This window comes from Streptococcus sp. AS14 (assembly GCF_000286495.1).
Lineage (GTDB): Bacteria > Bacillota > Bacilli > Lactobacillales > Streptococcaceae > Streptococcus > Streptococcus sanguinis_P.
The window spans coordinates 22,135-46,716 of the sequence record NZ_ALKI01000012.1; the positions used below are offsets into that span (position 1 = coordinate 22,135).

Consider the following 24,582-nt stretch of genomic DNA (forward strand, 5'->3'; position numbering starts at 1 on the left):
TTTACTAAAAGTGCTTGAAAAAGTCAAAAAAAAACGATATAATGGACAATGTGAAAGCGCTTTGCAAACGAGAGCTTGAAAGAAAATATTTTTATTCAAAAGAAGGGGCTTATTATGGTCGAATTAAATCTGAAAAATATCTATAAAAAATATCCCAACAGCGACCACTACTCAGTGGAAGACTTCAATCTAGATATCAAGGACAAGGAATTTATCGTCTTTGTCGGTCCTTCTGGTTGCGGAAAATCAACTACGCTGCGTATGATTGCGGGTCTTGAAGACATCACTGAAGGAACTGCCTCTATTGACGGTACAGTGGTCAATGATGTAGCGCCAAAAGACCGCGACATCGCCATGGTTTTCCAGAACTATGCCCTTTATCCGCACATGACTGTCTACGACAACATGGCTTTTGGTCTCAAGCTGCGCAAGTACAGCAAGGAAGATATTGACAAACGGGTCAACGAAGCAGCAGAAATCCTGGGCTTGAAGGAATTTTTGCAGCGTAAGCCAGCTGATTTGTCTGGTGGTCAGCGTCAGCGGGTAGCAATGGGACGCGCAATCGTTCGGGATGCAAAGGTTTTCCTTATGGATGAGCCTCTGTCTAACTTGGATGCTAAGCTGCGTGTTTCTATGCGGGCGGAGATTGCCAAGATTCACCGTCGTATTGGGGCAACAACTATCTATGTTACCCATGACCAGACTGAAGCTATGACCTTGGCGGATCGTATCGTTATCATGTCAGCGACTAAGAATCCTGCTGGAACTGGAACGATTGGACGAGTGGAACAGATTGGTACACCGCAGGAAGTGTATAACAACCCAGTTAATAAATTCGTTGCCGGCTTCATTGGCAGCCCAGCTATGAACTTCATCCCAGTTAAGCTTGATGGGAATGAGATTGTCGCAGAAGGGCTGCGCTTGACTGTGCCAGAAGGAGCTCTCAAGGTTCTGCGGGAGAAAGGTTACGAGGGCAAGGAACTGATCTTCGGTATTCGTCCGGAAGATATCAATGCGGAAGCTGCTTTCTTGGAAACTTTCCCGAATTCAGTTGTGCATGCTAAGATTTCTGTTTCAGAATTTCTGGGAGCAGAGTCTCATCTCTACTGCCAAGTGGGTTCTAGTGAGTTTGTAGCGCGTGTGGATTCACGGGATTACCTAGAAACTGGTGCGGGTATTGACCTAGGTTTTGACCTCAATAAAGCACACTTCTTTGATCCAGAGACAGAGAAGACAGTCTATTAATCAGTTGATAAACAAAGAACGCAGACAGTCCTGTCTGCGTTTTTAAAATGGCTGTTATAACATCATTTTTTACTAAAAGGTGATTAGATTTTTTCTTGTTTTAGTTTTCCGATAAGAATCTCAGCTGAAATGGTGGCATGTGTAAGCTGCTCCCAATTGATTAGATTTTTTTCAACATGAAAGAGTAAAGGAGTCATCTGCAGCAGGGCAGTTTTCTCCTCAGAATGCAGAGTATGGGTTGATTCTACGGTCTTTCTAGATAGGATGGTAAAGTGTTTCTGGAAATGCTGGATGATATCTTGATTAGAATAATCTTTCTTGTCCAGATATTGAGCAACTTTTTGGCGAATTTCTTTCAGATGATTTTCTGTTGGGATGACTTTAATGATAAGCCCCTCTTTTTTCAATACTCGTTGAAATTCATGATAGTTAGCTGGTGAGAAGATGTCCAGCAAGACATCCATGCTTTGATCCTGAACGGGCAAGTGTGCCAAATCCCCGACGAACCATTTTACAGCCAGGCTCTGATCGCTTTTGGCGGCTAGTTGGATAGAATCTTTGGATAAATCAAAAGCGTAAATTTCTTTGTTGGGGAATTTTTCCTGAATTTTTCGAGCATAGTAGCCCTCTCCGCAAGCGACGTCTAGAATGGTCTGTTCTTCAGGCAGGGCCTGCAGCAGATCCTGCAACTCGTCTAGGACATGCTGATAAAAGCCGGCTTCCAAGATGACTTGCCTATTTTGAAAGCTTGTTTTGTCATAGTCTTTAGCTTGTTTAGCCCGAGGAGCTAGATTGACATAGCCGAATTTTGCGATGTCGTAGGAATGGCGATTGGCGCACTTGAGGCTGTTTTCTTCCATAGCCAAGCTTTGCTGGCAGAGTGGACAGGCCAGGGCTGGAGCTTGGGCAAAGCGGGCAAGTTTTGGTTTCATAGTCGCTCTCTTTCTATTGTTTTTATATAGCTGAATGACTTCTTTTTGGTAAGACATAGAAAAATCCGATTCAGGTAATCGGATTTTTATCTTTAGTAGGTCAGGACAAAGTATTTCTTCTTACCGCGGCGGATAACTGTCAGCTCGTCTTCCAATTTATCTGAGGCGCTAAGGACATAGTCTAAATCTTGGATGCGCTCGCCATTGAGGTAGATAGCACCGTTTTGGACATCCTCGCGGGCTTGCCGTTTTGAGTTTACCACGCCGGCTGTCACAAGCAGTTCTACAATATTAAGGTTGTCTTCTGCTTGGACCTGATAGTTAGGCACACCGCGCAAACCTTGTTTGAGTTCCTTGACGGACAAATTTTTGATATTTCCAGCAAAGAGTTGCTCAGTGATGTTGAGAGCTTCTTGATATGCTTCTTGACCGTGAACCAGACTGACCACTTCGCGAGCTAGGACTTTCTGCGCCAAGCGTTCATGTGGTGCTGCTTCAAACTGTTGGCGAATCTCTTCGATTTCATCCAAGGATAGGAAGGTGAAGATTTTCAGGAAGCGGATAGCGTCTGCGTCCATGACATTCATCCAGAATTGATACATTTCATAAGGAGAAGTCTTGTCAGGATTGAGCCAGACAGCATTGCCTTCTGACTTGCCGAATTTTTTGCCAGTAGCGTCGGTAATGAGCGGAACGGTTATCACATGGCCAGTCTTGTCAGCTTTGCGGCGCAGGAGTTCTGTACCTGCTGTCATATTGCCCCATTGGTCAGAACCACCGATTTGCAGGGTTACGCCGTGGTTTTGATTGAGGATATAAAAGTCATATCCTTGCATGATCTGGTAGGCGAATTCTGTATAGGAAATCCCTGTCTCAATCCGGCTCTTGACGGAATCTTTACTCATCATGTAGTTGACAGTGAAGTATTTGCCGACGTCACGCAGGAAGTCGATAAAGCTGATGCTGCTAAACCAGTCATAGTTGTTGACCATTTCGGCCTTATTATCACCCTTTTCAAAGTCCAGAAAGCGAGAAAGCTGATCTTGGATAGATTTCACCCAGCCTTCCACGGTTTCCTTGGTTTGGAGACTGCGTTCTGCATCCTTAAAGGATGGATCGCCAATCAATCCAGTCGCTCCTCCGACCAGAGCGTAGGGTTTGTGTCCGGCTAGTTGCAGGCGGCGGCTGGTCAGAATGGCTACCAAGTGGCCTAGGTGCAGGCTGTCAGCTGTCGGATCGTATCCACTATAATAAGAGACTTGTCCTTCTTCTAAGGCTTTGCGTAAAGCTGCTTCATCAGTGGTTTGGAATACCAAGCCACGTTCTTTTAGCTCATCAAAAATGTGCATCATGTCTCTCCTATTCTAAAAGCCAAGAAATTGGCTTAACTATATTTTAAATTTATGTTACTCTATTGTATCATAAAGCTTTTAAATAGCAATGTTTCCTTGAAATAAATCATAGATATTTGGTATAATGGGAAGATAACAAGGAGAATCAAACTTGGAACAATTAATAGAAAAATTAAAAGAGTTCTGGGAAAAAGCCCAGCATTTTATCAAAAAAATACATCTTCCAGAATGGAGCAAGAAAATCGGCAGTAGCAACAACGGCTGGTCTATCGGTGATGTTTTTGCTGTTTTCTTGCGGACTTTTAAGCTTCTGATGAATATGGCTTTTGTGTTTATCTTCTTCGGTGGCGTAATTGGTGCTGGGATCGGGATAGGCTATGCAGCTAGTCTATTCAGTAAGGTTGAAGTGCCCAAGCAAGAAGAGCTGGTCAAGCAGGTGAATAATATCTCTGGGATTTCTAAGCTTACCTATGCTGATGGTAGCTTGATTGCAGAAGTGGATAATGATTTGCTCCGCATCCCGGTTAAGAGTGACGCCATTTCTGAAAATGTAAAAAAAGCCGTTATCGCTACAGAGGATGAGAATTTTGAAACGCATAACGGAGTGGTGCCTAAAGCTGTGCTTCGGGCTACGCTCGGCTCTGTTGTCGGAGTTGGCTCGTCCAGCGGGGGTTCAACCATTACCCAGCAGCTAATCAAGCAGCAGGTGGTGGGCGATGCGCCGACCTTCAAGCGGAAAGCGGCGGAGATTGTCGATGCGCTGGCTTTGGAGCGCTACATGTCCAAGGATGATATTTTGACCACCTACTTGAACGTTTCGCCTTTTGGGCGTAACAATAAGGGGCAGAATATCGCTGGTGTGGAAGAAGCTGCTCAAGGGATTTTTGGTGTTTCTGCTAAGGATTTGACTGTGCCCCAGTCTGCTTTTATTGCCGGCTTGCCACAGAGCCCGATTGTTTATTCGCCTTATGCAGCGGATGGCAGTCTCAAGAGTGAAGGGGATATGGCTCTGGGCTTGGAACGTGCCAAGGATGTGCTCTATAATATGTACCGGACGGGCCATCTAAGCGAGAAAGAGTACAAGGAGTACAAGGACTACGACTTGACCAAGGATTTCAAGCCTTCTGAAAGCTCGGAAAAATCTTCGCATGGCTACCTTTATTACACAGCGATTGAAGAAGCTCAGCAGACCATGTACGAGTACTTGATTCAGCGGGATAATGTTTCTCAGCAAGAGCTGAAAAACAATGACACTGTCAAAGCCTACAAGGAATTGGCCGCTAAGGAACTGAGCGATGGCGGCTATACTGTCACCACCACGATTAACAAGAACATCCACACTGCTATGCAAAATGCAGTAGCCAACTATGGCGGCGTCTTGGATGACGGAACTGGTGCAATTGAAGTGGGAAATGTCCTCTTGGACAACAAAACCGGTGCTGTGATTGGCTTTGTCGGAGGCAGAGATTATGCTTCTAATCAGAACAATCACGCCTTTGATACGGAACGCTCACCGGGTTCGACTATTAAGCCGATTTTGGCTTATGGGATTGCTATTGACCAAGGCCTGATGGGCAGCGCCAGCGTTCTTTCCAATTATCCAACTAACTTTTCAAGCGGTGACCCAATCATGCACGTGGACAGCCGTGGTACAGCCATGATGGACCTGCAAGAAGCTCTCAATACTTCTTGGAATATCCCGGCATATTGGACTTACCGCGGATTACGCGAAAAAGGTGTCAATGTCCGTGGCTATATGGAAAAAATGGGCTATTACATTGATGACTACAGCATTGAGAGTCTCCCAATGGGCGGGGGAATTGAAGTATCTGTAGCTCAACATACCAATGGTTTCCAAACCTTGGCTAATAATGGAACCTACCAAAAAAAATACATGGTTGAAAAAATCACAGACCGAGACGGCAAGGTGATTTACCAGCATAAGGCCAATCCTGTTCAGATTTACAGTCCAGCAGCTGCTACGATTATGCAGGAGCTCATGCGGGGAGTTATCAATTCTGGAGCTACTACGACCTATAAATCCAGAATCAGTCAGGTCAATGGAACCTTGGCTGGAGCCGATTGGATTGGTAAGACTGGAACGACCAACACCAACGGTGATATGTGGCTGATGCTTTCTACTCCTAAAATGACTTTGGGAGGCTGGATTGGTCATGATGATAATAGCTCTATGGCGGCGTTGACTGGTTATAACAATAACGCTTCCTACATGGCCTATATGGCAGATGCTATCTATCAGGCAGATCCAAATGCCTGGGGTGTTGGTGATAAGTTCACTCTTGATCCGAGTGTGATTAAGTCTGATGTACTCAAGTCTACAGGGGAAAAGCCAGGTACAGTAACGGTAAACGGCCGCTCTGTTAATCTCAGCGGTCCGACAGTGCCTAGCTATTGGGCTAAAAATGGTGCTCCGACCACGACCTATCGCTTTGGTATTGGGGCATCAGATGCGGATTATCAGAAGGCTTGGTCAGCTATTCTGGGCGGTTCTACCTCTAATTCTAATTCCAGCTCCAATTCCAACAATAACCGGCAAGGAAACTAGCGCATCAAGAACAGTTTTAACTTTTCAGAAAGCGGATGAAATCCTTGCAATTTCTAGCTAAATAAGGTATAATGATAACAATAATTTGTCGTGTGCTTTATTTGAAATATTGTCCAAATAGAAGCTTACAGCAGTTAAATCAAACTTGAATAAGTCAGATTTAGCTGCTCTTTTTGTGCCTATTTTTAGGAAAAACGGGTTATGTAATCATAATTTAATTTTTCTGAAAATTAAACAAAAGGGACTGATTGTGGCTGTTTTGCAGCGTTGTAAATGACAGAGGATTTTTCTCTGAAAACATTTCACAGAACTCGCTCTAAAAAGCGTGAGGTAAAGATATGCTTCTTCTCGCTTTATCAAGGGCTTAGTATCTTATCATAAAGGAGTAAAAACTTGGCAGGACATGAAGTTCGATACGGTAAACACCGTACCCGTCGTAGTTTTTCAAGAATTAAGGAAGTTCTTGATTTACCAAATTTGATTGAAATCCAAACGGATTCGTTCCAAGATTTCTTGGATCATGGTCTGAAGGAAGTCTTTAAAGATGTACTTCCTATTTCAAACTTTACCGACACCATGGAATTGGAATTTGTCGGTTATGAAATCCGTGAGCCTAAATATACGCTGGAAGAAGCACGTATCCACGATGCCAGCTACTCAGCGCCAATTTTTGTGACTTTCCGTCTGATTAACAAGGAAACTGGTGAAATCAAGACTCAGGAAGTCTTCTTTGGTGATTTCCCAATCATGACTGAAATGGGAACCTTCATCATCAATGGTGGTGAGCGGATTATCGTATCCCAGTTGGTGCGTTCCCCAGGGGTTTACTTTAACGATAAAGTTGACAAAAACGGAAAAGTTGGCTACGGTTCAACGGTTATTCCTAACCGCGGAGCTTGGTTAGAGTTGGAAACAGACTCAAAAGACATTGCCTACACTCGTATTGACCGGACACGGAAGATTCCATTTACCACTCTGGTGCGTGCGCTTGGTTTCTCAGGTGATGATGAGATCTTGGACATCTTTGGTGACAGCGACTTGGTGCGCAATACCATTGAAAAAGATATCCACAAGAACCCAATGGACTCCCGTACAGATGAAGCTCTGAAAGAAATCTATGAGCGTCTTCGTCCAGGTGAGCCTAAGACGGCTGAAAGTTCTCGTTCCCTTCTTGAAGCGCGTTTCTTTGATCCGCATCGTTATGACTTGGCAGCGGTTGGTCGGTACAAGATTAATAAGAAACTCAATGTCAAGACACGCTTGCTGAACCAAACCATTGCTGAGCCATTGGTAGATGCTGAAACAGGGGAAATCCTTGTTGAAGCTGGTACAGTTATGACCCGCAGTGTCATTGACAGCATTGCAGAGCAGTTGGACAATGGTTTGAACAAAATCACTTATATTCCAAACGACTCAGCTGTCTTGACAGATCCTGTAGAATTGCAGAAGTTCAAGGTAGTGGCTCCGACTGATCCAGACCGCGTTGTGACCATCATTGGTAACGCAAATCCTTCTGACAAGGTTCGGATTGTAACACCAGCTGATATTTTGGCTGAGATGAGCTACTTCCTCAACTTAGCTGAAGGCATCGGTCGTGTAGATGATATTGACCACTTAGGGAACCGTCGTATTCGTGCGGTTGGTGAGCTTTTGGCTAACCAAGTCCGTCTTGGACTTTCTCGGATGGAGCGTAATGTTCGCGAACGGATGTCTGTTCAGGATAATGAAGTTCTCACACCGCAACAAATCATCAATATTCGTCCAGTAACTGCAGCCATTAAAGAATTCTTTGGTTCTTCACAGTTGTCACAGTTCATGGACCAACACAATCCACTGTCTGAGCTTTCTCACAAGCGTCGTCTGTCTGCCTTGGGACCTGGTGGTTTGACACGTGACCGTGCTGGCTATGAAGTGCGGGACGTGCACTATACTCACTACGGTCGCATGTGTCCGATTGAAACGCCTGAAGGACCAAACATTGGTTTGATCAATAACTTGTCTTCTTATGGACACCTTAACAAATACGGCTTTATTCAAACACCTTACCGTAAGGTAGACCGTGAAGCTGGCGTAGTAACCAACGAAATCGTTTGGCTGACAGCTGATGAGGAAGATGAATTTATCGTAGCGCAGGCCAACTCTAAGCTGAATGAAAAAGGCGGCTTTGCTGAGCCTATCGTTATGGGACGCCACCAAGGTAATAACCAAGAATTTCCATCAGACCAAGTAGACTACATGGATGTATCGCCTAAGCAGGTAGTTGCCGTAGCGACAGCATGTATTCCTTTCTTGGAAAATGACGACTCCAACCGTGCTCTCATGGGTGCCAACATGCAGCGTCAGGCTGTGCCTTTGATCGATCCAAAAGCACCTTATGTTGGTACTGGTATGGAATACCAAGCTGCCCACGACTCTGGTGCAGCGGTTATTGCCCAGCATGATGGTAAGGTTACCTATGCGGATGCCGAGAAGGTTGAAGTCCGCCGCGAAGATGGGTCACTTGACGTTTACCAAATTCAAAAATTCCGCCGTTCGAACTCAGGAACTGCTTACAACCAACGTACCTTGGTAAAAGTTGGCGATGTCGTTGAAAAAGGCGACTTTATCGCTGACGGACCTTCTATGGAAAATGGAGAAATGGCCCTGGGACAAAACCCAATCGTTGCCTACATGACATGGGAAGGTTACAACTTCGAGGATGCGGTTATCATGAGTGAGCGTCTGGTGAAAGACGATGTCTACACCTCTGTTCACTTGGAAGAATACGAGTCAGAAACTCGTGACACCAAGCTTGGCCCAGAAGAAATTACCCGCGAAATTCCAAACGTAGGGGAAGATGCCCTACGCAATCTGGACGAAATGGGGATTATCCGCATTGGGGCGGAAGTCAAGGAAGGCGACATCTTAGTAGGTAAAGTTACCCCTAAGGGTGAAAAAGACCTTTCTGCTGAGGAACGTCTCTTGCACGCTATCTTCGGAGACAAGTCTCGTGAAGTCCGCGATACCTCTCTGCGTGTGCCACACGGTGCCGACGGAGTGGTTCGTGACGTGAAGATCTTTACCCGTGCTAATGGTGATGAGCTGCAATCTGGTGTTAATATGCTGGTTCGCGTCTACATCGCTCAAAAACGTAAGATCAAGGTCGGAGATAAGATGGCCGGTCGTCACGGAAACAAGGGGGTTGTATCCCGTATCGTTCCTGTGGAAGACATGCCTTACTTGCCAGACGGAACACCAGTTGATATCATGTTGAACCCACTCGGGGTACCATCTCGTATGAACATTGGTCAGGTTATGGAGCTCCACCTTGGTATGGCAGCGCGTAACTTGGGCATCCATATTGCGACACCAGTCTTTGATGGAGCAAGCTCAGAAGATCTCTGGGATACAGTGCGCGAAGCTGGTATGGATAGTGATGCTAAAACCATTCTCTACGATGGACGTACCGGTGAGCCATTTGACAACCGTGTATCTGTCGGTGTCATGTACATGATCAAGCTCCACCACATGGTAGATGACAAACTCCATGCCCGCTCAGTGGGTCCTTACTCAATGGTTACCCAACAGCCGCTCGGAGGTAAAGCTCAGTTTGGTGGACAACGTTTTGGTGAGATGGAAGTTTGGGCCTTGGAAGCTTACGGTGCTTCTAACGTTCTGCAAGAAATCCTGACTTACAAGTCAGATGATGTCAACGGACGTTTGAAGGCTTATGAAGCTATTACCAAAGGGAAACCAATTCCAAAACCAGGTGTGCCAGAATCCTTCCGCGTTCTTGTCAAAGAATTACAATCTCTTGGTCTGGACATGCGCGTTCTCGATGAAGATGACAATGAAGTAGAACTGCGTGATCTAGACGAAGGTGAGGATGATGACGTGATTCACGTTGATGATCTTGAAAAAGCGCGTGAAAAAGCAGCTCAAGAAGCGAAAGCAGCTTTTGAGGCTGAAGGAAAAGAATAAGAATACACACTGATTAGAAAATGAAGAAAGGTAAGAAATAGTGGTTGATGTAAATCGTTTTAAAAGTATGCAAATCACCCTAGCTTCTCCTAACAAGGTCCGTTCATGGTCTTATGGGGAAGTGAAGAAACCTGAAACAATCAATTACCGAACCCTGAAACCAGAACGCGAAGGCCTTTTTGACGAAGTGATCTTCGGTCCAACAAAGGACTGGGAATGTGCCTGTGGTAAGTACAAACGGATTCGTTACAAAGGAATTGTCTGTGACCGTTGTGGCGTTGAAGTAACCCGCGCCAAGGTTCGCCGTGAGCGCATGGGTCACATCGAACTGAAGGCTCCTGTTTCACATATTTGGTACTTTAAAGGAATTCCAAGCCGCATGGGGCTCACTTTGGATATGAGCCCACGTGCCTTGGAAGAAGTCATTTATTTTGCGGCTTATGTGGTGATTGATCCTAAGGATACACCGCTAGAGCATAAGTCCATCATGACGGAGCGTGAGTATCGTGAGCGTTTACGCGAGTACGGCGCAGGCTCATTTGTAGCCAAAATGGGAGCAGAAGCTATTCAAGACCTCTTGAAACAAGTGGACTTGGAAGCTGAGATTGCTGTCCTCAAAGAAGAATTGAAGACTGCTTCAGGTCAAAAACGGATCAAGGCTGTCCGTCGCTTGGATGTCTTGGATGCCTTCTACAAGTCTGGCAATAAGCCAGAATGGATGGTCCTCAACATCCTGCCGGTTATTCCGCCAGATTTGCGTCCAATGGTTCAGTTGGATGGTGGTCGTTTTGCGGCATCTGACCTCAATGATCTCTATCGCCGTGTTATCAACCGGAACAACCGTTTGGCTCGTTTGCTGGAACTCAACGCCCCTGGTATCATCGTTCAAAATGAGAAGCGGATGCTTCAAGAAGCGGTTGACGCTTTGATTGATAATGGTCGTCGTGGCCGTCCAATCACAGGACCAGGCAGCCGTCCACTTAAGTCTCTGAGCCACATGCTCAAAGGAAAACAAGGGCGTTTCCGTCAAAACTTGCTGGGTAAACGGGTTGACTTCTCAGGTCGTTCCGTTATCGCCGTTGGTCCTACGTTGAAAATGTATCAATGTGGTGTGCCGCGTGAAATGGCGATTGAGCTCTTCAAGCCGTTTGTCATGCGGGAAATCGTTGCCCGCGATATTGTGCAGAACGTAAAAGCTGCCAAACGCTTGGTAGAGCGTGGAGATGAGCGTATCTGGGATATTCTGGAAGAAGTGATCAAGGAACACCCAGTGCTTCTTAACCGCGCACCGACCCTTCACCGTTTGGGAATTCAGGCCTTTGAGCCAGTTCTGATTGATGGTAAAGCTCTTCGTTTGCATCCATTGGTCTGTGAAGCCTACAATGCCGACTTTGACGGTGACCAAATGGCCATCCACGTACCATTGTCGGAGGAAGCCCAAGCTGAAGCTCGTATCCTCATGCTGGCTGCTGAGCACATCTTGAATCCCAAAGATGGTAAACCAGTTGTAACACCGTCTCAGGATATGGTCTTGGGGAACTACTACCTGACCATGGAAGAGGCTGGCCGCGAAGGCGAAGGCATGATTTTCAAGGATATGGATGAGGCGGTCATGGCCCTCCGCAACGGCTATGTTCACTTGCATACTCGTGTTGGTATCGCAACAGACAGTCTTAATAAGCCTTGGACAGAAGACCAGAAGCATAAGATTTTGATCACAACTGTTGGTAAAATTCTCTTTAACGCAATTATGCCAGAGGAATTGCCTTACCTGCAAGAGCCGACTAATGCTAACTTGACAGAAGGTGTGCCAGCTAAGTATTTCTTGGAATCTGGACAAGACATCAAGGAAGTCATTGAACAGCTTGAGATCAATGTTCCATTTAAGAAGAAAAATCTTGGTAATATCATTGCGGAAATCTTTAAACGCTTCCGTACAACAGAAACATCTGCTCTTCTTGACCGCTTGAAGAACTTGGGTTATCACCATTCTACCTTGGCTGGTCTGACAGTGGGTATCGCTGATATCCCAGTTGTCGAAGACAAGGCTGAGATTATTGAAGAATCCCACAAGCGTGTTGAACAAATTACTAAACAATTCCGTCGCGGTATGATTACTGATGACGAACGCTACAATGCAGTGACTGCTGAGTGGCGGGCAGCTCGTGAGAAATTGGAAAAACGTCTGGTTGCCAACCAGGATCCGAAGAACCCTATCGTTATGATGATGGACTCTGGAGCCCGTGGTAACATCTCTAACTTCTCACAGCTTGCCGGTATGCGTGGTCTGATGGCTGCGCCAAATGGACGTATCATGGAATTGCCAATCTTGTCTAACTTCCGTGAAGGGCTGTCCGTTCTGGAAATGTTCTTCTCTACCCACGGTGCTCGTAAGGGTATGACAGATACGGCCCTTAAGACTGCCGACTCAGGTTACCTGACTCGTCGTCTGGTTGACGTTGCCCAAGATGTGATTATCCGTGAAGATGACTGTGGAACAGATCGTGGACTTCTTATCACTTCTATCACAGAAGGCAAGGAAATGATCGAGTCTCTGGAAGAGCGTCTCAATGGTCGTTACACTAAGAAGACGGTTAAACATCCAGAAACTGGTGCGGTTATCATTGGTCCAAATGAATTGATTACAGAAGATAAGGCACGTGAAATCGTCAATGCTGGTGTTGAAGAAGTGACAATCCGCTCAGTCTTTACATGTAACACCCGCCACGGTGTCTGCCGTCATTGTTACGGTATCAACTTGGCGACGGGTGATGCGGTTGAAGTCGGTGAAGCAGTCGGAACAATCGCTGCTCAATCTATCGGGGAGCCTGGTACACAGCTGACCATGCGGACCTTCCACACGGGTGGTGTTGCCTCTAATACCGATATCACACAAGGTCTTCCTCGTGTCCAAGAAATCTTTGAAGCTCGCAATCCGAAAGGGGAAGCGATCATCACTGAAGTCAAGGGTGAAGTTACTGCTATCGAAGAAGATGCATCTACTCGTACCAAGAAGGTCTTTGTTAAAGGCCAAACTGGCGAAGGTGAGTATGTGGTACCATTTACAGCCCGCATGAAGGTTGAAGTGGGTGACCAAGTTTCTCGTGGTGCTGCCTTGACTGAAGGTTCTATCCAGCCTAAGCACTTGCTGGCTGTCCGCGATGTCTTGTCTGTTGAAACTTACTTGCTTGCTGAAGTACAAAAAGTTTACCGCAGCCAAGGGGTAGAAATCGGTGACAAACACATCGAGGTAATGGTTCGCCAGATGATTCGCAAGGTGCGCGTCATGGATCCAGGTGACACAGATCTCCTCATGGGAACTCTCATGGATATCACAGACTTTACAGATGCTAACCGTGATGTCGTTATCTCAGGCGGTGTACCTGCGACAGCTCGTCCAGTCCTCATGGGAATCACCAAAGCTTCCCTTGAAACTAACAGCTTCTTGTCTGCAGCTTCCTTCCAGGAAACAACTCGTGTCCTGACAGATGCTGCTATCCGTGGTAAGAAAGATCATCTCCTTGGCCTTAAGGAAAATGTTATCATCGGTAAGATTATCCCGGCCGGTACAGGTATGGCCCGCTACCGCAATCTGGAGCCTCAGGCTGTCAATGAAGTTGAAATTATCGACGAAGTGACAGAACTGCCAGGTGGATTTGAAACTGAAGAAAATATTGTTCTTAAATAAAGAACTTTCCCTCCCGATTTTCGGGAGGGATTTTTTGTTGCAGCCGATAATTTCTTGCTCGCCACTAAATATTATCCTATAATATACTTAGAAAGTTGTTTTTAAGTTCTCCTTTATGGATAAACAACTATAGAAGAAACAGTCAAGATTTCCTATTTCAGTTTTTCTATGATGCGAGATGCCATATTTATTTTTAATCAGGGAAGTAGCTGGTTTTTTGTAGTATGATAGCGCTAGGTTATACTATTTTAAAAATCCTAAAATAGTAGGAGGGGGAGATTTGAAATTTTAAAAAAGAGGAGATTGGTTTTAATGGTAGTGGTCGGAGGTTATAGAGAACGATAGCTGGCATTTATCCAGCTAGCTCATTCATGAAGGGAGGATTTTGAAATATAAAGAATAGAAAACAATTAGATTACAAATAGAATAATATTTTATTACAATGAATAAAGATTAAAAAATATAGGTAAAAAGCACAAAATTCTGCATAAAATAGGACTTTAAGCCTATAAGTTCTTTCCTTTTTATTTATTTTTTTGAGAAAACCGAAAAATTTCAGCAATTTTAAGTTACAGTTAAGTTAAGAAAATTAAAATAATCTTAAATAAGTTACCAACATGTAAATTACTATTAAGAAAGTATAAAATAATAGTTCATGCTTTGATTATTGAAACGCTTGATGGTAAAATAACTAAGGTTACTTAAAACAAACATTTTTTAGTAAAAAGTTAATATAACAATGTTGATTTTTGGTGAGGAAAAATGAAGAAAATTAAGGTAATGGTTGTTTTTGGAACTCGTCCAGAAGCAATTAAGATGGCTCCACTGGTTATTGAACTGAAGAAGCAGGCAGACTTGTTTGAGACAACAACAGTTGTGACTGCTCAGCATCGTCAGATGCTGGATCAGGTACTTGAAACTTTTAAGATTAAGCCTGATTATGATTTGGATATTATGGGGAAGAATCAAACCCTGACAGATATTACTGTCAAGATCCTGCATAAGCTAGATGATATCTTAAAGGAAAACAAGCCAGATATTATGCTGGTGCACGGTGATACGACAACGACCTTTGCAGCTAGTCTTGCAGCGTTTTATAATCAAGTTCGTATCGGCCACGTGGAAGCTGGTTTGCGGACTTGGAATAAATACTCTCCATTCCCAGAAGAGATGAATCGTCAGATGACCGACTCTTTGACAGACTTGTATTTTGCCCCAACGGATCAGAGTAAGGCTAACTTGCTCAAGGAAAACCATCCAGCAGAAACAGTTTTTGTGACAGGGAATACAGCTATCGACGCTCTCAAGCTGACCGTCCAGGCTGATTATCAGCACGAGGTTCTTGACCGTATTAATCCAGCTCGCAAGATGATTTTAGTGACCATGCATCGCCGGGAAAATCAAGGTGAGCCGATGAGAAGGGTCTTTCGAACTCTACGACAGATTGTAGATGCCCATGATGATGTGGAAATTGTCTATCCCGTTCACCTGAGTCCAGCGGTTCAGGAAGCGGCTAGAGAAATTCTGAGTGACAATGAGAAAATTCATCTGATTGAGCCTTTAGATGTGTTGGATTTCCATAATATCGCAGCTAAAAGCTACTTCATTATGTCAGACTCAGGCGGAGTACAGGAAGAAGCACCTTCCTTAGGTAAGCCTGTACTGGTACTTCGTGATACAACAGAGAGACCAGAAGGAGTTGAAGCCGGCACCTTGAAGCTGGTAGGTACAGAAACTCAAGCAGTAGCAGAGGCGATGGAAGCCTTGCTGACAGATGAGTCACTCTATCAGAAAATGGCCCAAGCCAGCAATCCGTATGGTGACGGTAAGGCTTCTGAGCGGATTGCTCAAGCTATTGCCCACTATTTTAAGCAAACGGCTAGACCAGAAGAATTTAAGACAGGAGTAAAAAATGTTTAGGAAAAAAGGACTAGAAAAATCATTAGCAGTCTTTGTACTGACAATTGGACTAATTCTTTTCTACAGTTGGAATTTTGCAGCTAACATATTTTATATCGGAATCGCGCTGATTTTATTAGGTATTTTTAGTGTTTTTGTCCTATCTGATCTCTTGGTGACATGGGCTATGATTCTGGGTGTGGTTATCGCAACTCTGATCTTGCTCTTTGATGTAACCTACCTACCGGACAATCAAGTTCTCTTCTTGCTTTATGTCTTCCCTGTCAGCGCTTGGCTGACCAGTCGAGTGAATTTCTATCTTCATCAGCGCTTGGGATTAGTGCAGGATGATAGCGAAGATGCTGCTGAGGCCTATGAAGAAATGGTTCAGAAAGTAAATCAGAAACAAGCTCCAGCCTTTCAGGCCTTGTTGGTCCATTGGGCGCACAATCATCATTTTTATCAAATTCACTCTCGGGAGTACAAGCGGATGCTCAAGAGAATTTTACGACTGCTTAACTGGGACTTCCAGAATGTAGAAACTGTTTACTATGTATCCAATGGTAACTTTCTCGTTCTGGTAGAAGATCTGGATCAGGAAGTCAAGGAATATTTCCAAGAGAAAGTGCGTGATGATTTAACGATGATGCACTTTGAGAATAAGAAAACTGATCAAAAAATTCAGTTTCAGTCCGGCAGTTTAAAACTGAACGCTCAAAATATTGACAAATTCCATAATTTCGATGACGCTTTGAGCAATCTGGAGCGTCAGCTTGAAACCGACATTATCGTAGAATACTAGGAGGTAAACACATGTCTTTAACAGAAGTATTTTTTATCATCTCTATGGTGCTAAGTATCTTTTTTGCTATTAGCTTTTTGGTCCTCTTCATTTATTATCTGGTTATTTACAATCGGGTCAATAAAAATTTTAGGGCGGTGACTCGTCATGATTAGTCAACTTATTATGATTGTCACTCTGTTCTCCATCTGGATGTCTCTGGCTTGGGCCTTGGTTATTCTATGCTCTTCCGTGCATTTCTGGATGAAACGCAGTGACTTCAACGTGGATACCAGCCCATTGGAACATTATCCTATGGTTACAGTCGTTGTCCCAGCCCACAATGAAGATGTGGTTATTGCTCAGACAACTAAGGCCATTCTGGACTTGGACTATCCTCATGACCGAGTGGAAGTTCTGCTCTTTGCGGACAACTGTTCGGATGACACTTATCAAGAAATGCTGAAAGTTCAGGCTATGCCTGAGTACGCTGGACGCAATATTACAATTACAGACCGTACAGGTACGGGAGGTAAGGCAGGGGTGCTGAATGATGCCCTGAAGATGGCCAAGGGTGAATATATCTGTGTCTATGATGCAGATGCCATGCCAGAAAAGAATGCTCTTTACTTCCTAGTCAAGAAAGTTTTGGAAGATCCAGAACGCCACGTTGCTTCTTTCGGACGCAACAAGACCCGCAATGCCAACCAGAACTTCCTGACCCGCTGTATCAACCAAGAAATCGTTGTAACTCAGCGTGTTTACCACGTAGGTATGTGGCATCTCTTTAAGATTGGACGGATTCCAGGTACGAACTTCTTGATTAACACTGAGTTTGTTAAGAGTATCGGTGGTTGGAAAAATGGTGCCTTGACAGAGGATACGGAAATTTCCTTTAAGATTATGCAGAGCGGCAAGCTGATTGCTTTGGCTTATAACTCAGAGGCCTTCCAACAAGAGCCAGAAACCCTCAAGTCCTACTACATGCAGCGTAAGCGCTGGGCTAAGGGGAATTACGAGGTAGTTCTTGCCAACTTCAAACATCTTTTTAGTGGCGGTAACTGGCGCGTGAAACTGGAAGTGTTCAATTATTCTTGTATCTTCTTCTGGTTTAATTTGGCGATTGTCTTATCTGACTTGGTTTTCTTTGCCAATGTAGCGGCGATGATTACCCAGCTCTTTGTACCGGATGTGCGGATTCCTTTCGCTTTTGATGCTCAGAATATCTATATCGTCCAGCTGATGCTCTTTAACTGGCTTCTGATGATTTTGCTTTATCTTTTGCAGATCAATATCGCCCTGGCTTCTCAGTTTGGACAGGCGACCACCAAACAGATTTGGCTGGCTCTTGTGTCCTATTTGACTTACTCTCAGCTCTTTATCGTTGTTTCTTTAGATGCAGTAGGATCTGTTATCTTGGACAAGATTTTGAAGCGGAAAGAAACCAAGTGGGTTAAAACAAAACGATTTGCAGGTTAGGAGAAAGTGTGAAAAGAACAAGATTAAGATTTATTTGGTTTGTGACAATTCTGGCTGTTTTGGCTGCTATCCTGTTGTACACCCGCATGGGCAGTACTCCTAATATCAAAAAGAAGATATACAGCCAATGGTCTAAAGAATATGTCGTAACCAAGGACAAATTGTCTTATATCAGGACGACAAACAGTAAGACTGAAGATGTTGTGCTGTCTGAGGCACAGGGTTATGGCATGGTGATTGCTGTGGCTGCAGCTAAGCAAGGCGATGCCAGTTCGGCTGATTTTGAAAAGCTCTACCAATATTATCTAGCTCATCGTCTGAAAGATACCCAGCTCATGTCTTGGAAACAGACGATTAAGGACGGAAAGAGCAATCATGAAGACGAAAACAATGCTACAGACGGCGATCTCTACATTGCCTATGCTTTGATTCAGGCTGCTAAGCAGTGGCCGGACAAGGCTAAAGAATACCAAGATCAGGCTAAGGCCATTCTGAAAGATGTCTTGGCATATAACTATAATGAAAGTAACGGCGTTTTGACGGTTGGGAACTGGGCAAATGCAGAATCGAAATTTTATAATCTCATGCGGACTTCTGATACCTTACCGCAGCAGTTCCAAGCTTTCTATGAGTTGACCAAAGATAAGCAGTGGCTGACAATCCGAGATAATATGCTCAGCAAACTTGAAGCAATCAGCGCTGATAATAAGACTGGTTTGATACCAGACTTTATCTGGGTTGAAGGCGACAAAGTTCGGGCAGCTGATGCTGATACGGTTGAATCTGCAAATGATGGCTATTATTCTTATAATGCCTGCCGACTTCCTTACAACTTGGCTCAAAGCAAGGATGAAAAAAGTCAAAAAATGCTGAAGAAGATGTTGAACTTCTTCCTCAGTCAAGAAAAGATCTATGCGGGCTACACTTTGAAAGGGAAAGCTCTAAATAGTAATCAGGCTGGCAGCTTTACTGCTCCAGTATTCTATGCGGCTAACAACAACATTGAATTCCGCAAATTGGTGCAGCAGAATAAATATCTCTTCATGCAAGGCTTGCCGTCAGATAATTACTATGACGCAGCTGTGACTACAATGATTGCTTTAGAAACTTTATAATGCAGAAACGAGTAAGATGAACATTTTGCTTAAGCTCATGCAGACAATAAGGTGGGACAAAATGATATTTGTCTCACTTTTTTTGAACAAAAAGATTAAGATTTATTTGACAAACCGTTAAAATAGAAAGCCTTTATAAGAACGCAACATTTGTTTCTAAGATTATTAAGATTACTATCCGTGAGGTTAATCTTCATATCATGAAGAGTGATGTGCTTGTCTCCGTTCCAATAAAGTTCTTGTTTTCTGATTTTGAGCAAAATAGTTTTGTTCGTCAAAGAATTCATATATAATATACGGTACAAAGAGAGGACGAGTATGTATTGTGTAATTGAGATGTACGGGGACTATGAACCGTGGTGGTTTCTGGATGGCTGGGAAGAGGATATCGTTGCAAAGAAGCAGTTCGATGATTATTATGAAGCCCTTAAGTATTATAAAAGCCGCTGGCTGCAAATGGAAGAGCAGTCACCTTTGTATAAGAGCCGCAGTGATTTAATGACAATTTTTTGGGATCCGGAGGATCAGCGCTGGTGCGAGGAGTGCGATGAGAATGTTCAGCAGTACCACTCGCTGTTTTTGCTGGAGAATGATTGCCAGATTCCTAAGAGCAAGTACCGGCCAGGCTATACTAAGCAGAACGGTCTTGAAAAGCACCAAGCTTGTTCAGTTAAACTAAAAAACGCTAAGCCTCTTTAAATCGAAAGAATATATTTTGCAAATCTGATAATATAGCAGCAGAAGAGACCTAACTTGTTAGAAGTTAAGTTTCTTCCGCTGTTTTTTCTTTTTCTGGATTTTTTGCGAATAGTAAGGTGAGGAGGATGTATGGTTCAAGAAATTGCAAAAGAAATGATTAGGCAGGCTCGGCAAGAGGGGGCGCAGGATATTTACCTCATTCCTAAGACTACTTGCTATGAGCTTTATATGAGAATCGGTGATGAACGTCGCTTTATAAAAACTTATGATTTCGAGCTTCTGTCAGCTGTTATCAGCCACTTTAAGTTTGTCGCAGGTATGAATGTTGGAGAGAAGCGCCGCAGTCAGCTTGGGTCTTGCGATTATGACTGCGAGGAAGCCAAGGTTTCAATCCGGCTGTCGACAGTTGGGGATTACCGTGGTTTTGAAAGTCTGGTTATCCGACTCCTTCATGACGAAGACAGGGAGCTGCGCTTTTGGTTTGAGCAATTGCCAGAGCTGCGAAAGAAAATTCAGGCTCGCGGTCTCTATCTTTTCTCGGGTCCGGTCGGCAGCGGCAAGACGACCTTAATGTACCATTTGGCTCAGCTCAAATTTTCTGGTCAGCAGGTTATGTCGATTGAAGATCCGGTTGAGATTAAGCAAGAGGCTATGCTGCAGCTGCAGCTGAACGAAACCATTGGCATGACTTATGACAGTCTGATTAAGCTGTCTCTGCGACATCGTCCTGATCTCTTGATTATCGGGGAAATCCGTGATCGAGAGACAGCTAGGGCAGTGGTTCGGGCAAGTCTGACCGGAGCTACGGTCTTTTCAACAATTCATGCCAAGAGTGTTCGCGGTGTCTATGAGCGGCTTTTGGAATTAGGCGTTAGTGAGGACGAGCTAAGAATGGTGCTTCAAGGTGTTTGTTACCAGCGTTTAATTGGGGGAGGAGGTGTCGTTGATTTTGTCAGTCAAAACTATCAAGAGCACAAAGCCGCAGTCTGGAATCAGCAGATTGATCAGCTTTTTGCAGAAGGACATATCAGTGCTGAGCAAAGGCAGACCGAAAAAATTGTCTACGCCTAAGCAGAAAAAGATTATTGAGCTCTTTCATAATCTCTTTAGCAGCGGTTTTCACTTAGCAGAGATTGTAGACTTTCTGAGGCGAAGTGCCTTGCTGGAGGAAGTATATGTCACTGAAATGCGGGCAGGCTTGTCAGCTGGTCAGTCCTTTTCAGAGATTGTCAGTCGACTGGGATTTTCCGACAGCGTTGTAACCCAGCTGTCCTTATCTGAGCTGCATGGCAATCTGACACTTAGTCTGGGCAAGATTGAGGCCTATCTGGAAAATCTATCCAAGGTTAAGAAAAAATTGATAGAGGTAGGAACCTATCCTCTCATGTTGTTGGGCTTTTTGGTCCTTATCATGCTGGGATTGCGCAACTATCTTCTGCCTCAATTAGACAGCCAGAATCTAGCTACTCGGCTGATTAATCACCTGCCTCAGATCTTTTTGTGGAGCAGCCTTGTTTTAGCTATCTTGGTTTCATTGGCTGTCTTTTACTATCGAAAGTCTTCCAAGATTCGTTTTTTCAGCAAACTAGCAGCTCTGCCCTTTTTTGGCCGTTTGGTACAGGCTTACTTGACCGCTTATTATGCTCGTGAATGGGGAAATATGATTGGCCAGGGCTTGGAACTGAGTCAGATTTTTGCGATTATGCAGGAGCAGCCTTCCCAGCTCTTTCAGGAAATAGGAGAAGATATGGCTGCTGCTTTGCAAGGCGGTCAAGGCTATGCGGACAAGGTGGCGAGCTATCCTTTCTTTAAGAAAGAATTGTCCCTGATGATCGAGTATGGTGAGGTAAAGTCCAAGTTGGGGAGTGAACTGGAAGTCTATGCTGAAAAGACTTGGGAGGAATTTTTCCTACGTATCAACCGAGCCATGAATTTCATTCAGCCCCTAGTATTTATTTTTGTTGCCTTAGTGATTGTTTTACTTTATGCGGCAATGCTCTTGCCCATTTATCAGAATATGGAGGTTCATTTGTAATGAAAAAACTTAATACCTTAAAAGTTCAAGCATTTACCCTTGTGGAAATGCTGATTGTCTTGCTGGTTATCAGCGTTCTCTTGCTGCTCTTTGTGCCTAATCTGACCAAGCAAAAAGATGCTGTTTCAGATACAGGAACTGCAGCGGTGGTCAAGGTAGTAGAAAGCCAGGCAGAGCTGTATGAACTGAAGAATACCAATGAAAAGGCTAGCCTGAGCAAGCTAGTCAGCGCAGGAAATATCAGCCAGAAGCAGGCAGATTCATATAAGGCTTACTATGGAAAACACAGTGGCGAAACTCAAGCGGTTGCCAATTAAGGCTTTTACACTGCTGGAAAGTCTCCTCGTTCTTTTTGTTGTGAGTTTTCTCTTACTGGGCTTATCTGGCTCGGTGAGGGCTGGCTTCAATCAGGTTCAAGAGCAACTCTTCTTTTTAGAGTTTGAGAGGCTCTACCAGGAGACGCAGAGACTGAGCGTAGCCGGTCATGAGAAGCTTTCTCTGAAGATTTCGGGACGGCAGATTTCCAATGGCTATCAAGAGCTGGACTTTCCACAAACTTTGCAGGAACATGAGCAGCAGGTCATTCTGTTTGACCGGGCTGGCGGGAATTCATCACTCAGCAAAATTACTTTTCAGACGGAGGACAGGACAGTTGTTTACCAGCTTTATATGGGAAATGGCAAGTTTAAAAAGACAACGGCTTCAAGCTAGCATTCTGCTGGAAGCTCTGGTTGCCATGGCAATTTTTGCGGCTATTGCCAGTCTGCTTCTGGGACAGATTAGCCAGTCTCGTAAAGAGCAGCAGATCCTTCTGCAGCAGGAAGAGGTGCTTCGGGTAGCTCGTATGGCCCTGCAAACAGGACAAGAAGAGCTTCATATCAATGGAATTGCTGTGCGTCAGCTTAAGACAGATAAGCAGCTACTGGTCTATCACGAAGGGGAGGTGGTTATCCATGTCCAAAAACCTTAAAGTCAAAGCCTTTACTCTCTTGGAGACTTTAGTAGCCTTGCTGGTTCTCAGTGGCGGGGTGTTAGTCTTTCAGGCTATGACCCAGCTCTTATCTTCAGAACTGCATCAGCAGGAGAACAATCAACAGCAAGAGTGGCTTTTGTTTGCCGACCAACTGGAGACGGAGCTTTCGCGAAGTCAATTTGACAAGGTTGAAGACAATAAAATCTACATCAGACAGGATGGCAGGGACTTGGCCTTGGGTAAATCCAAGGGCGATGATTTCCGTAAAACAGATAAGAGCGGTCGCGGCTACCAGCCGATGATTTATGGTTTGGAAGCAGCTGATGTACGTCAGGACGGTAAGCTTGTCCATCTTCATTTTCGCTTTGAAAAAGGCTTAGAGAGGGAGTTCGTCTATCGTGTGGAAGAAGAAAGTTGAGGCTGGGATTTTACTGTATGCGCTATTGATGGCCGCTGTCTTTAGCCTGCTCCTGCAGTTTTATCTCAACCGTCAAGTCAGCAGTCAGCGTTTGCAGCTTTTCAACAGGGAAAGGACGGAAGCCTATGCAATGGCAGTTCTGACAAAAGCTACAGCCAAGGATGATAACGGTGAGATGGAGTTTGAGCAGGGCAAGGCTGTCTATCGCAGGCAAGGGAAAAATCTTGAAATCAGCAGTCAGCTCAGCGGCGGACATTCCTATTCCTTTACTTTTACCATTTCTAAGAAGGAGGAAAAAGCTAAGGAAGACAAGAAAGCAACTGCCAAAAAAGAGAAAGCGATTTCGGACGAAGCTGGGAAATCGGACTAATATAACTGTAAAATCTTTGTAATTTTATATATCTTGGAAAGGGGCCTTATTTTTGGTATGATAGGATGAACGGAGGATTCCATGAATTTTGAAAAGATAGAACAAGCTTATACTCTGATTCTCGAAAACGTCCAGAATATCCAAAACGCTCTGGCGACTAATTTTTACGATGCTCTTATTGAGCAGAACGGCATTTACCTAGATGGAGATACTGATTTACAAGAGGTTCTGACCAACGATGAAAAAATCCGCGCTCTGCATTTGAACAAGGAAGAGTGGCGGAGAGCTTATCAGTTTATCCTGATGAAGGCTGCCCAGACGGAGCCCATGCAGGTCAATCATCAATTCACACCTGACACAATTGGTTTTCTGATTACTTTCTTATTGGATCAGCTGGCTCACGGAGAGGAAGCTGATGTATTAGAAATCGGCAGCGGAACAGGAAATTTGGCGGAGACTGTTCTCAATCATACCCAAAAGAAGATTGACTACTTAGGTCTGGAGCTAGATGATTTATTAATTGATCTTTCTGCCAGCATTGCAGAGGTTATGAACTCTAAGGCTCACTTTGCTCAGGGTGATGCAGTTCGGCCTCAGGTTCTGAAAGAGAGTGACATCATTATCAGTGATTTACCGGTCGGTTTTTATCCAGACGACAGTATCGCCTCTCGCTATGAAGTGGCTAGTCCGGATGAGCACACTTATGCCCATCATCTTCTAATGGAGCAATCGCTCAAATATCTGAAACCGGGAGGCTATGCTATATTTCTGGCGCCGAATGACCTCTTGACCAGTGCTCAAGCTCCCCTGCTGAAAAAATGGCTCCTAGCCAAAGCTCAGTTTATCGCGATGATAACCTTGCCAGAGTCTATTTTCTCAAGCAGCAAGCATGCCAAAACTCTTTTTGTCTTGAGGAAGCAAGAAGCGAATAATATTCAGCCTTTTATCTATCCTCTGCGGGATTTGCAAGATCATGATGAAATGTTTAAATTCCGTCAAAGTTTTCAAAACTGGTATAAAGATAGTGAAATTCAAACAAAATTTTGATATAATAATTTTGAAAACGCTTA

Annotated in this window: 20 protein-coding genes; 18 read left to right on the plus strand and 2 right to left on the minus strand. The window is 44.3% G+C overall.

The window, feature by feature from the left end:
- The first annotated feature begins 114 nt into the window (after positions 1-114).
- Positions 115-1,245 (plus strand): ABC transporter ATP-binding protein, encoded by a 1,131-nt coding sequence (locus HMPREF1150_RS06985; RefSeq protein ID WP_009659622.1) that lies wholly within the window; start codon positions 115-117, stop codon positions 1,243-1,245.
- An 83-nt stretch (positions 1,246-1,328) separates the two neighbouring features.
- Here HMPREF1150_RS06985 and HMPREF1150_RS06980 read toward each other — a convergent pair whose 3' ends face one another.
- The gene (locus HMPREF1150_RS06980) at positions 1,329-2,177 is read right to left on the minus strand and encodes a putative RNA methyltransferase (RefSeq protein WP_032905423.1); all 849 of its coding nucleotides are present in this window, start codon (positions 2,175-2,177) and stop codon (positions 1,329-1,331) included.
- Between the two features lie 92 nt (positions 2,178-2,269).
- Positions 2,270-3,526, minus strand: a complete 1,257-nt coding sequence (tyrS, locus tag HMPREF1150_RS06975; RefSeq protein ID WP_009659641.1) for a tyrosine--tRNA ligase — start codon at positions 3,524-3,526, stop codon at positions 2,270-2,272.
- A gap of 154 nt (positions 3,527-3,680) precedes the next feature.
- Here tyrS and pbp1b point away from each other — a divergent pair, with 154 nt between their 5' ends.
- The 17 genes from pbp1b (at position 3,681) to HMPREF1150_RS06900 (ending at position 24,559) form a co-directional block, all read left to right on the plus strand.
- Complete coding sequence (gene pbp1b / locus HMPREF1150_RS06970; RefSeq protein ID WP_002910864.1) at positions 3,681-6,095, plus strand: penicillin-binding protein PBP1B; 2,415 nt, start codon at positions 3,681-3,683, stop codon at positions 6,093-6,095.
- Positions 6,096-6,488: 393 nt separating this feature from the next.
- Positions 6,489-10,055: a DNA-directed RNA polymerase subunit beta gene (gene rpoB / locus HMPREF1150_RS06965; protein ID WP_009659821.1), complete on the plus strand. Its 3,567-nt coding sequence runs from the start codon at positions 6,489-6,491 to the stop codon at positions 10,053-10,055.
- Between the two features lie 40 nt (positions 10,056-10,095).
- A complete protein-coding gene (rpoC, locus tag HMPREF1150_RS06960) occupies positions 10,096-13,743 on the plus strand; it encodes a DNA-directed RNA polymerase subunit beta' (RefSeq protein WP_032905424.1) in 3,648 nt (1,215 codons plus the stop codon).
- Positions 13,744-14,505: 762 nt separating this feature from the next.
- The gene (gene wecB / locus HMPREF1150_RS06955) at positions 14,506-15,663 is read left to right on the plus strand and encodes a non-hydrolyzing UDP-N-acetylglucosamine 2-epimerase (RefSeq protein WP_002901734.1); all 1,158 of its coding nucleotides are present in this window, start codon (positions 14,506-14,508) and stop codon (positions 15,661-15,663) included.
- Positions 15,656-16,444, plus strand: coding sequence for a hypothetical protein (locus tag HMPREF1150_RS06950; protein WP_002901732.1), 789 nt, complete (start codon positions 15,656-15,658; stop codon positions 16,442-16,444). The genes wecB and HMPREF1150_RS06950 overlap by 8 nt, the downstream gene beginning before the upstream one ends.
- Positions 16,445-16,455: 11 nt before the next feature.
- Positions 16,456-16,599: a hypothetical protein gene (locus HMPREF1150_RS11635; protein WP_002896778.1), complete on the plus strand. Its 144-nt coding sequence runs from the start codon at positions 16,456-16,458 to the stop codon at positions 16,597-16,599.
- Positions 16,592-17,902, plus strand: coding sequence for a glycosyltransferase (locus tag HMPREF1150_RS06945; protein ID WP_002896777.1), 1,311 nt, complete (start codon positions 16,592-16,594; stop codon positions 17,900-17,902). Before HMPREF1150_RS11635 ends, HMPREF1150_RS06945 begins: the two co-directional genes overlap by 8 nt.
- An 8-nt stretch (positions 17,903-17,910) precedes the next feature.
- Positions 17,911-19,017 (plus strand): glycosyl hydrolase family 8, encoded by a 1,107-nt coding sequence (locus HMPREF1150_RS06940; RefSeq protein ID WP_002901727.1) that lies wholly within the window; start codon positions 17,911-17,913, stop codon positions 19,015-19,017.
- 318 nt (positions 19,018-19,335) lie between these two features.
- Positions 19,336-19,716 (plus strand): DUF1033 family protein, encoded by a 381-nt coding sequence (locus HMPREF1150_RS06935; protein WP_002901723.1) that lies wholly within the window; start codon positions 19,336-19,338, stop codon positions 19,714-19,716.
- 129 nt (positions 19,717-19,845) lie between these two features.
- Positions 19,846-20,787 carry a competence type IV pilus ATPase ComGA gene (gene comGA, locus HMPREF1150_RS06930; protein WP_009659597.1) on the plus strand — a complete coding sequence of 314 codons (942 nt, stop codon included), beginning with the start codon at positions 19,846-19,848 and terminating at the stop codon, positions 20,785-20,787.
- Positions 20,717-21,751 (plus strand): competence type IV pilus assembly protein ComGB, encoded by a 1,035-nt coding sequence (comGB, locus tag HMPREF1150_RS06925; RefSeq protein ID WP_260468518.1) that lies wholly within the window; start codon positions 20,717-20,719, stop codon positions 21,749-21,751. The genes comGA and comGB overlap by 71 nt, the downstream gene beginning before the upstream one ends.
- Positions 21,751-22,068 (plus strand): competence type IV pilus major pilin ComGC, encoded by a 318-nt coding sequence (comGC, locus tag HMPREF1150_RS06920; RefSeq protein ID WP_002896769.1) that lies wholly within the window; start codon positions 21,751-21,753, stop codon positions 22,066-22,068. Before comGB ends, comGC begins: the two co-directional genes overlap by 1 nt.
- Entirely contained in the window at positions 22,028-22,462 is a 435-nt protein-coding gene (gene comGD / locus HMPREF1150_RS06915; RefSeq protein ID WP_002901717.1) for a competence type IV pilus minor pilin ComGD, read from the plus strand. Before comGC ends, comGD begins: the two co-directional genes overlap by 41 nt.
- Complete coding sequence (gene comGE / locus HMPREF1150_RS0111185) at positions 22,428-22,721, plus strand: competence type IV pilus minor pilin ComGE (RefSeq protein ID WP_002914478.1); 294 nt, start codon at positions 22,428-22,430, stop codon at positions 22,719-22,721. Before comGD ends, comGE begins: the two co-directional genes overlap by 35 nt.
- Positions 22,705-23,142 (plus strand): competence type IV pilus minor pilin ComGF, encoded by a 438-nt coding sequence (comGF, locus tag HMPREF1150_RS06910; RefSeq protein ID WP_002901713.1) that lies wholly within the window; start codon positions 22,705-22,707, stop codon positions 23,140-23,142. The genes comGE and comGF overlap by 17 nt, the downstream gene beginning before the upstream one ends.
- Positions 23,123-23,512 carry a competence type IV pilus minor pilin ComGG gene (comGG, locus tag HMPREF1150_RS06905; protein WP_002901710.1) on the plus strand — a complete coding sequence of 130 codons (390 nt, stop codon included), beginning with the start codon at positions 23,123-23,125 and terminating at the stop codon, positions 23,510-23,512. Before comGF ends, comGG begins: the two co-directional genes overlap by 20 nt.
- An 81-nt stretch (positions 23,513-23,593) precedes the next feature.
- Positions 23,594-24,559 carry a class I SAM-dependent methyltransferase gene (locus tag HMPREF1150_RS06900; RefSeq protein ID WP_002901707.1) on the plus strand — a complete coding sequence of 322 codons (966 nt, stop codon included), beginning with the start codon at positions 23,594-23,596 and terminating at the stop codon, positions 24,557-24,559.
- The last annotated feature ends 23 nt before the right edge of the window (positions 24,560-24,582 follow it).

Coding starts and splice junctions, on each gene's coding strand:
- HMPREF1150_RS06985 (WP_009659622.1), top strand. CDS start 115: ATGGTCGAATTAAATCTGAAAAATATCTATAAAAAATATCCCAACAGC.
- HMPREF1150_RS06980 (WP_032905423.1), bottom strand. CDS start 2,177: ATGAAACCAAAACTTGCCCGCTTTGCCCAAGCTCCAGCCCTGGCCTGT.
- tyrS (WP_009659641.1), bottom strand. CDS start 3,526: ATGCACATTTTTGATGAGCTAAAAGAACGTGGCTTGGTATTCCAAACC.
- wecB (WP_002901734.1), top strand. CDS start 14,506: ATGAAGAAAATTAAGGTAATGGTTGTTTTTGGAACTCGTCCAGAAGCA.
- HMPREF1150_RS06950 (WP_002901732.1), top strand. CDS start 15,656: ATGTTTAGGAAAAAAGGACTAGAAAAATCATTAGCAGTCTTTGTACTG.
- HMPREF1150_RS11635 (WP_002896778.1), top strand. CDS start 16,456: ATGTCTTTAACAGAAGTATTTTTTATCATCTCTATGGTGCTAAGTATC.
- HMPREF1150_RS06945 (WP_002896777.1), top strand. CDS start 16,592: ATGATTAGTCAACTTATTATGATTGTCACTCTGTTCTCCATCTGGATG.
- HMPREF1150_RS06935 (WP_002901723.1), top strand. CDS start 19,336: ATGTATTGTGTAATTGAGATGTACGGGGACTATGAACCGTGGTGGTTT.
- comGA (WP_009659597.1), top strand. CDS start 19,846: ATGGTTCAAGAAATTGCAAAAGAAATGATTAGGCAGGCTCGGCAAGAG.
- comGC (WP_002896769.1), top strand. CDS start 21,751: ATGAAAAAACTTAATACCTTAAAAGTTCAAGCATTTACCCTTGTGGAA.
- comGD (WP_002901717.1), top strand. CDS start 22,028: ATGGAAAACACAGTGGCGAAACTCAAGCGGTTGCCAATTAAGGCTTTT.
- comGE (WP_002914478.1), top strand. CDS start 22,428: ATGGCAAGTTTAAAAAGACAACGGCTTCAAGCTAGCATTCTGCTGGAA.
- comGF (WP_002901713.1), top strand. CDS start 22,705: ATGTCCAAAAACCTTAAAGTCAAAGCCTTTACTCTCTTGGAGACTTTA.
- HMPREF1150_RS06900 (WP_002901707.1), top strand. CDS start 23,594: ATGAATTTTGAAAAGATAGAACAAGCTTATACTCTGATTCTCGAAAAC.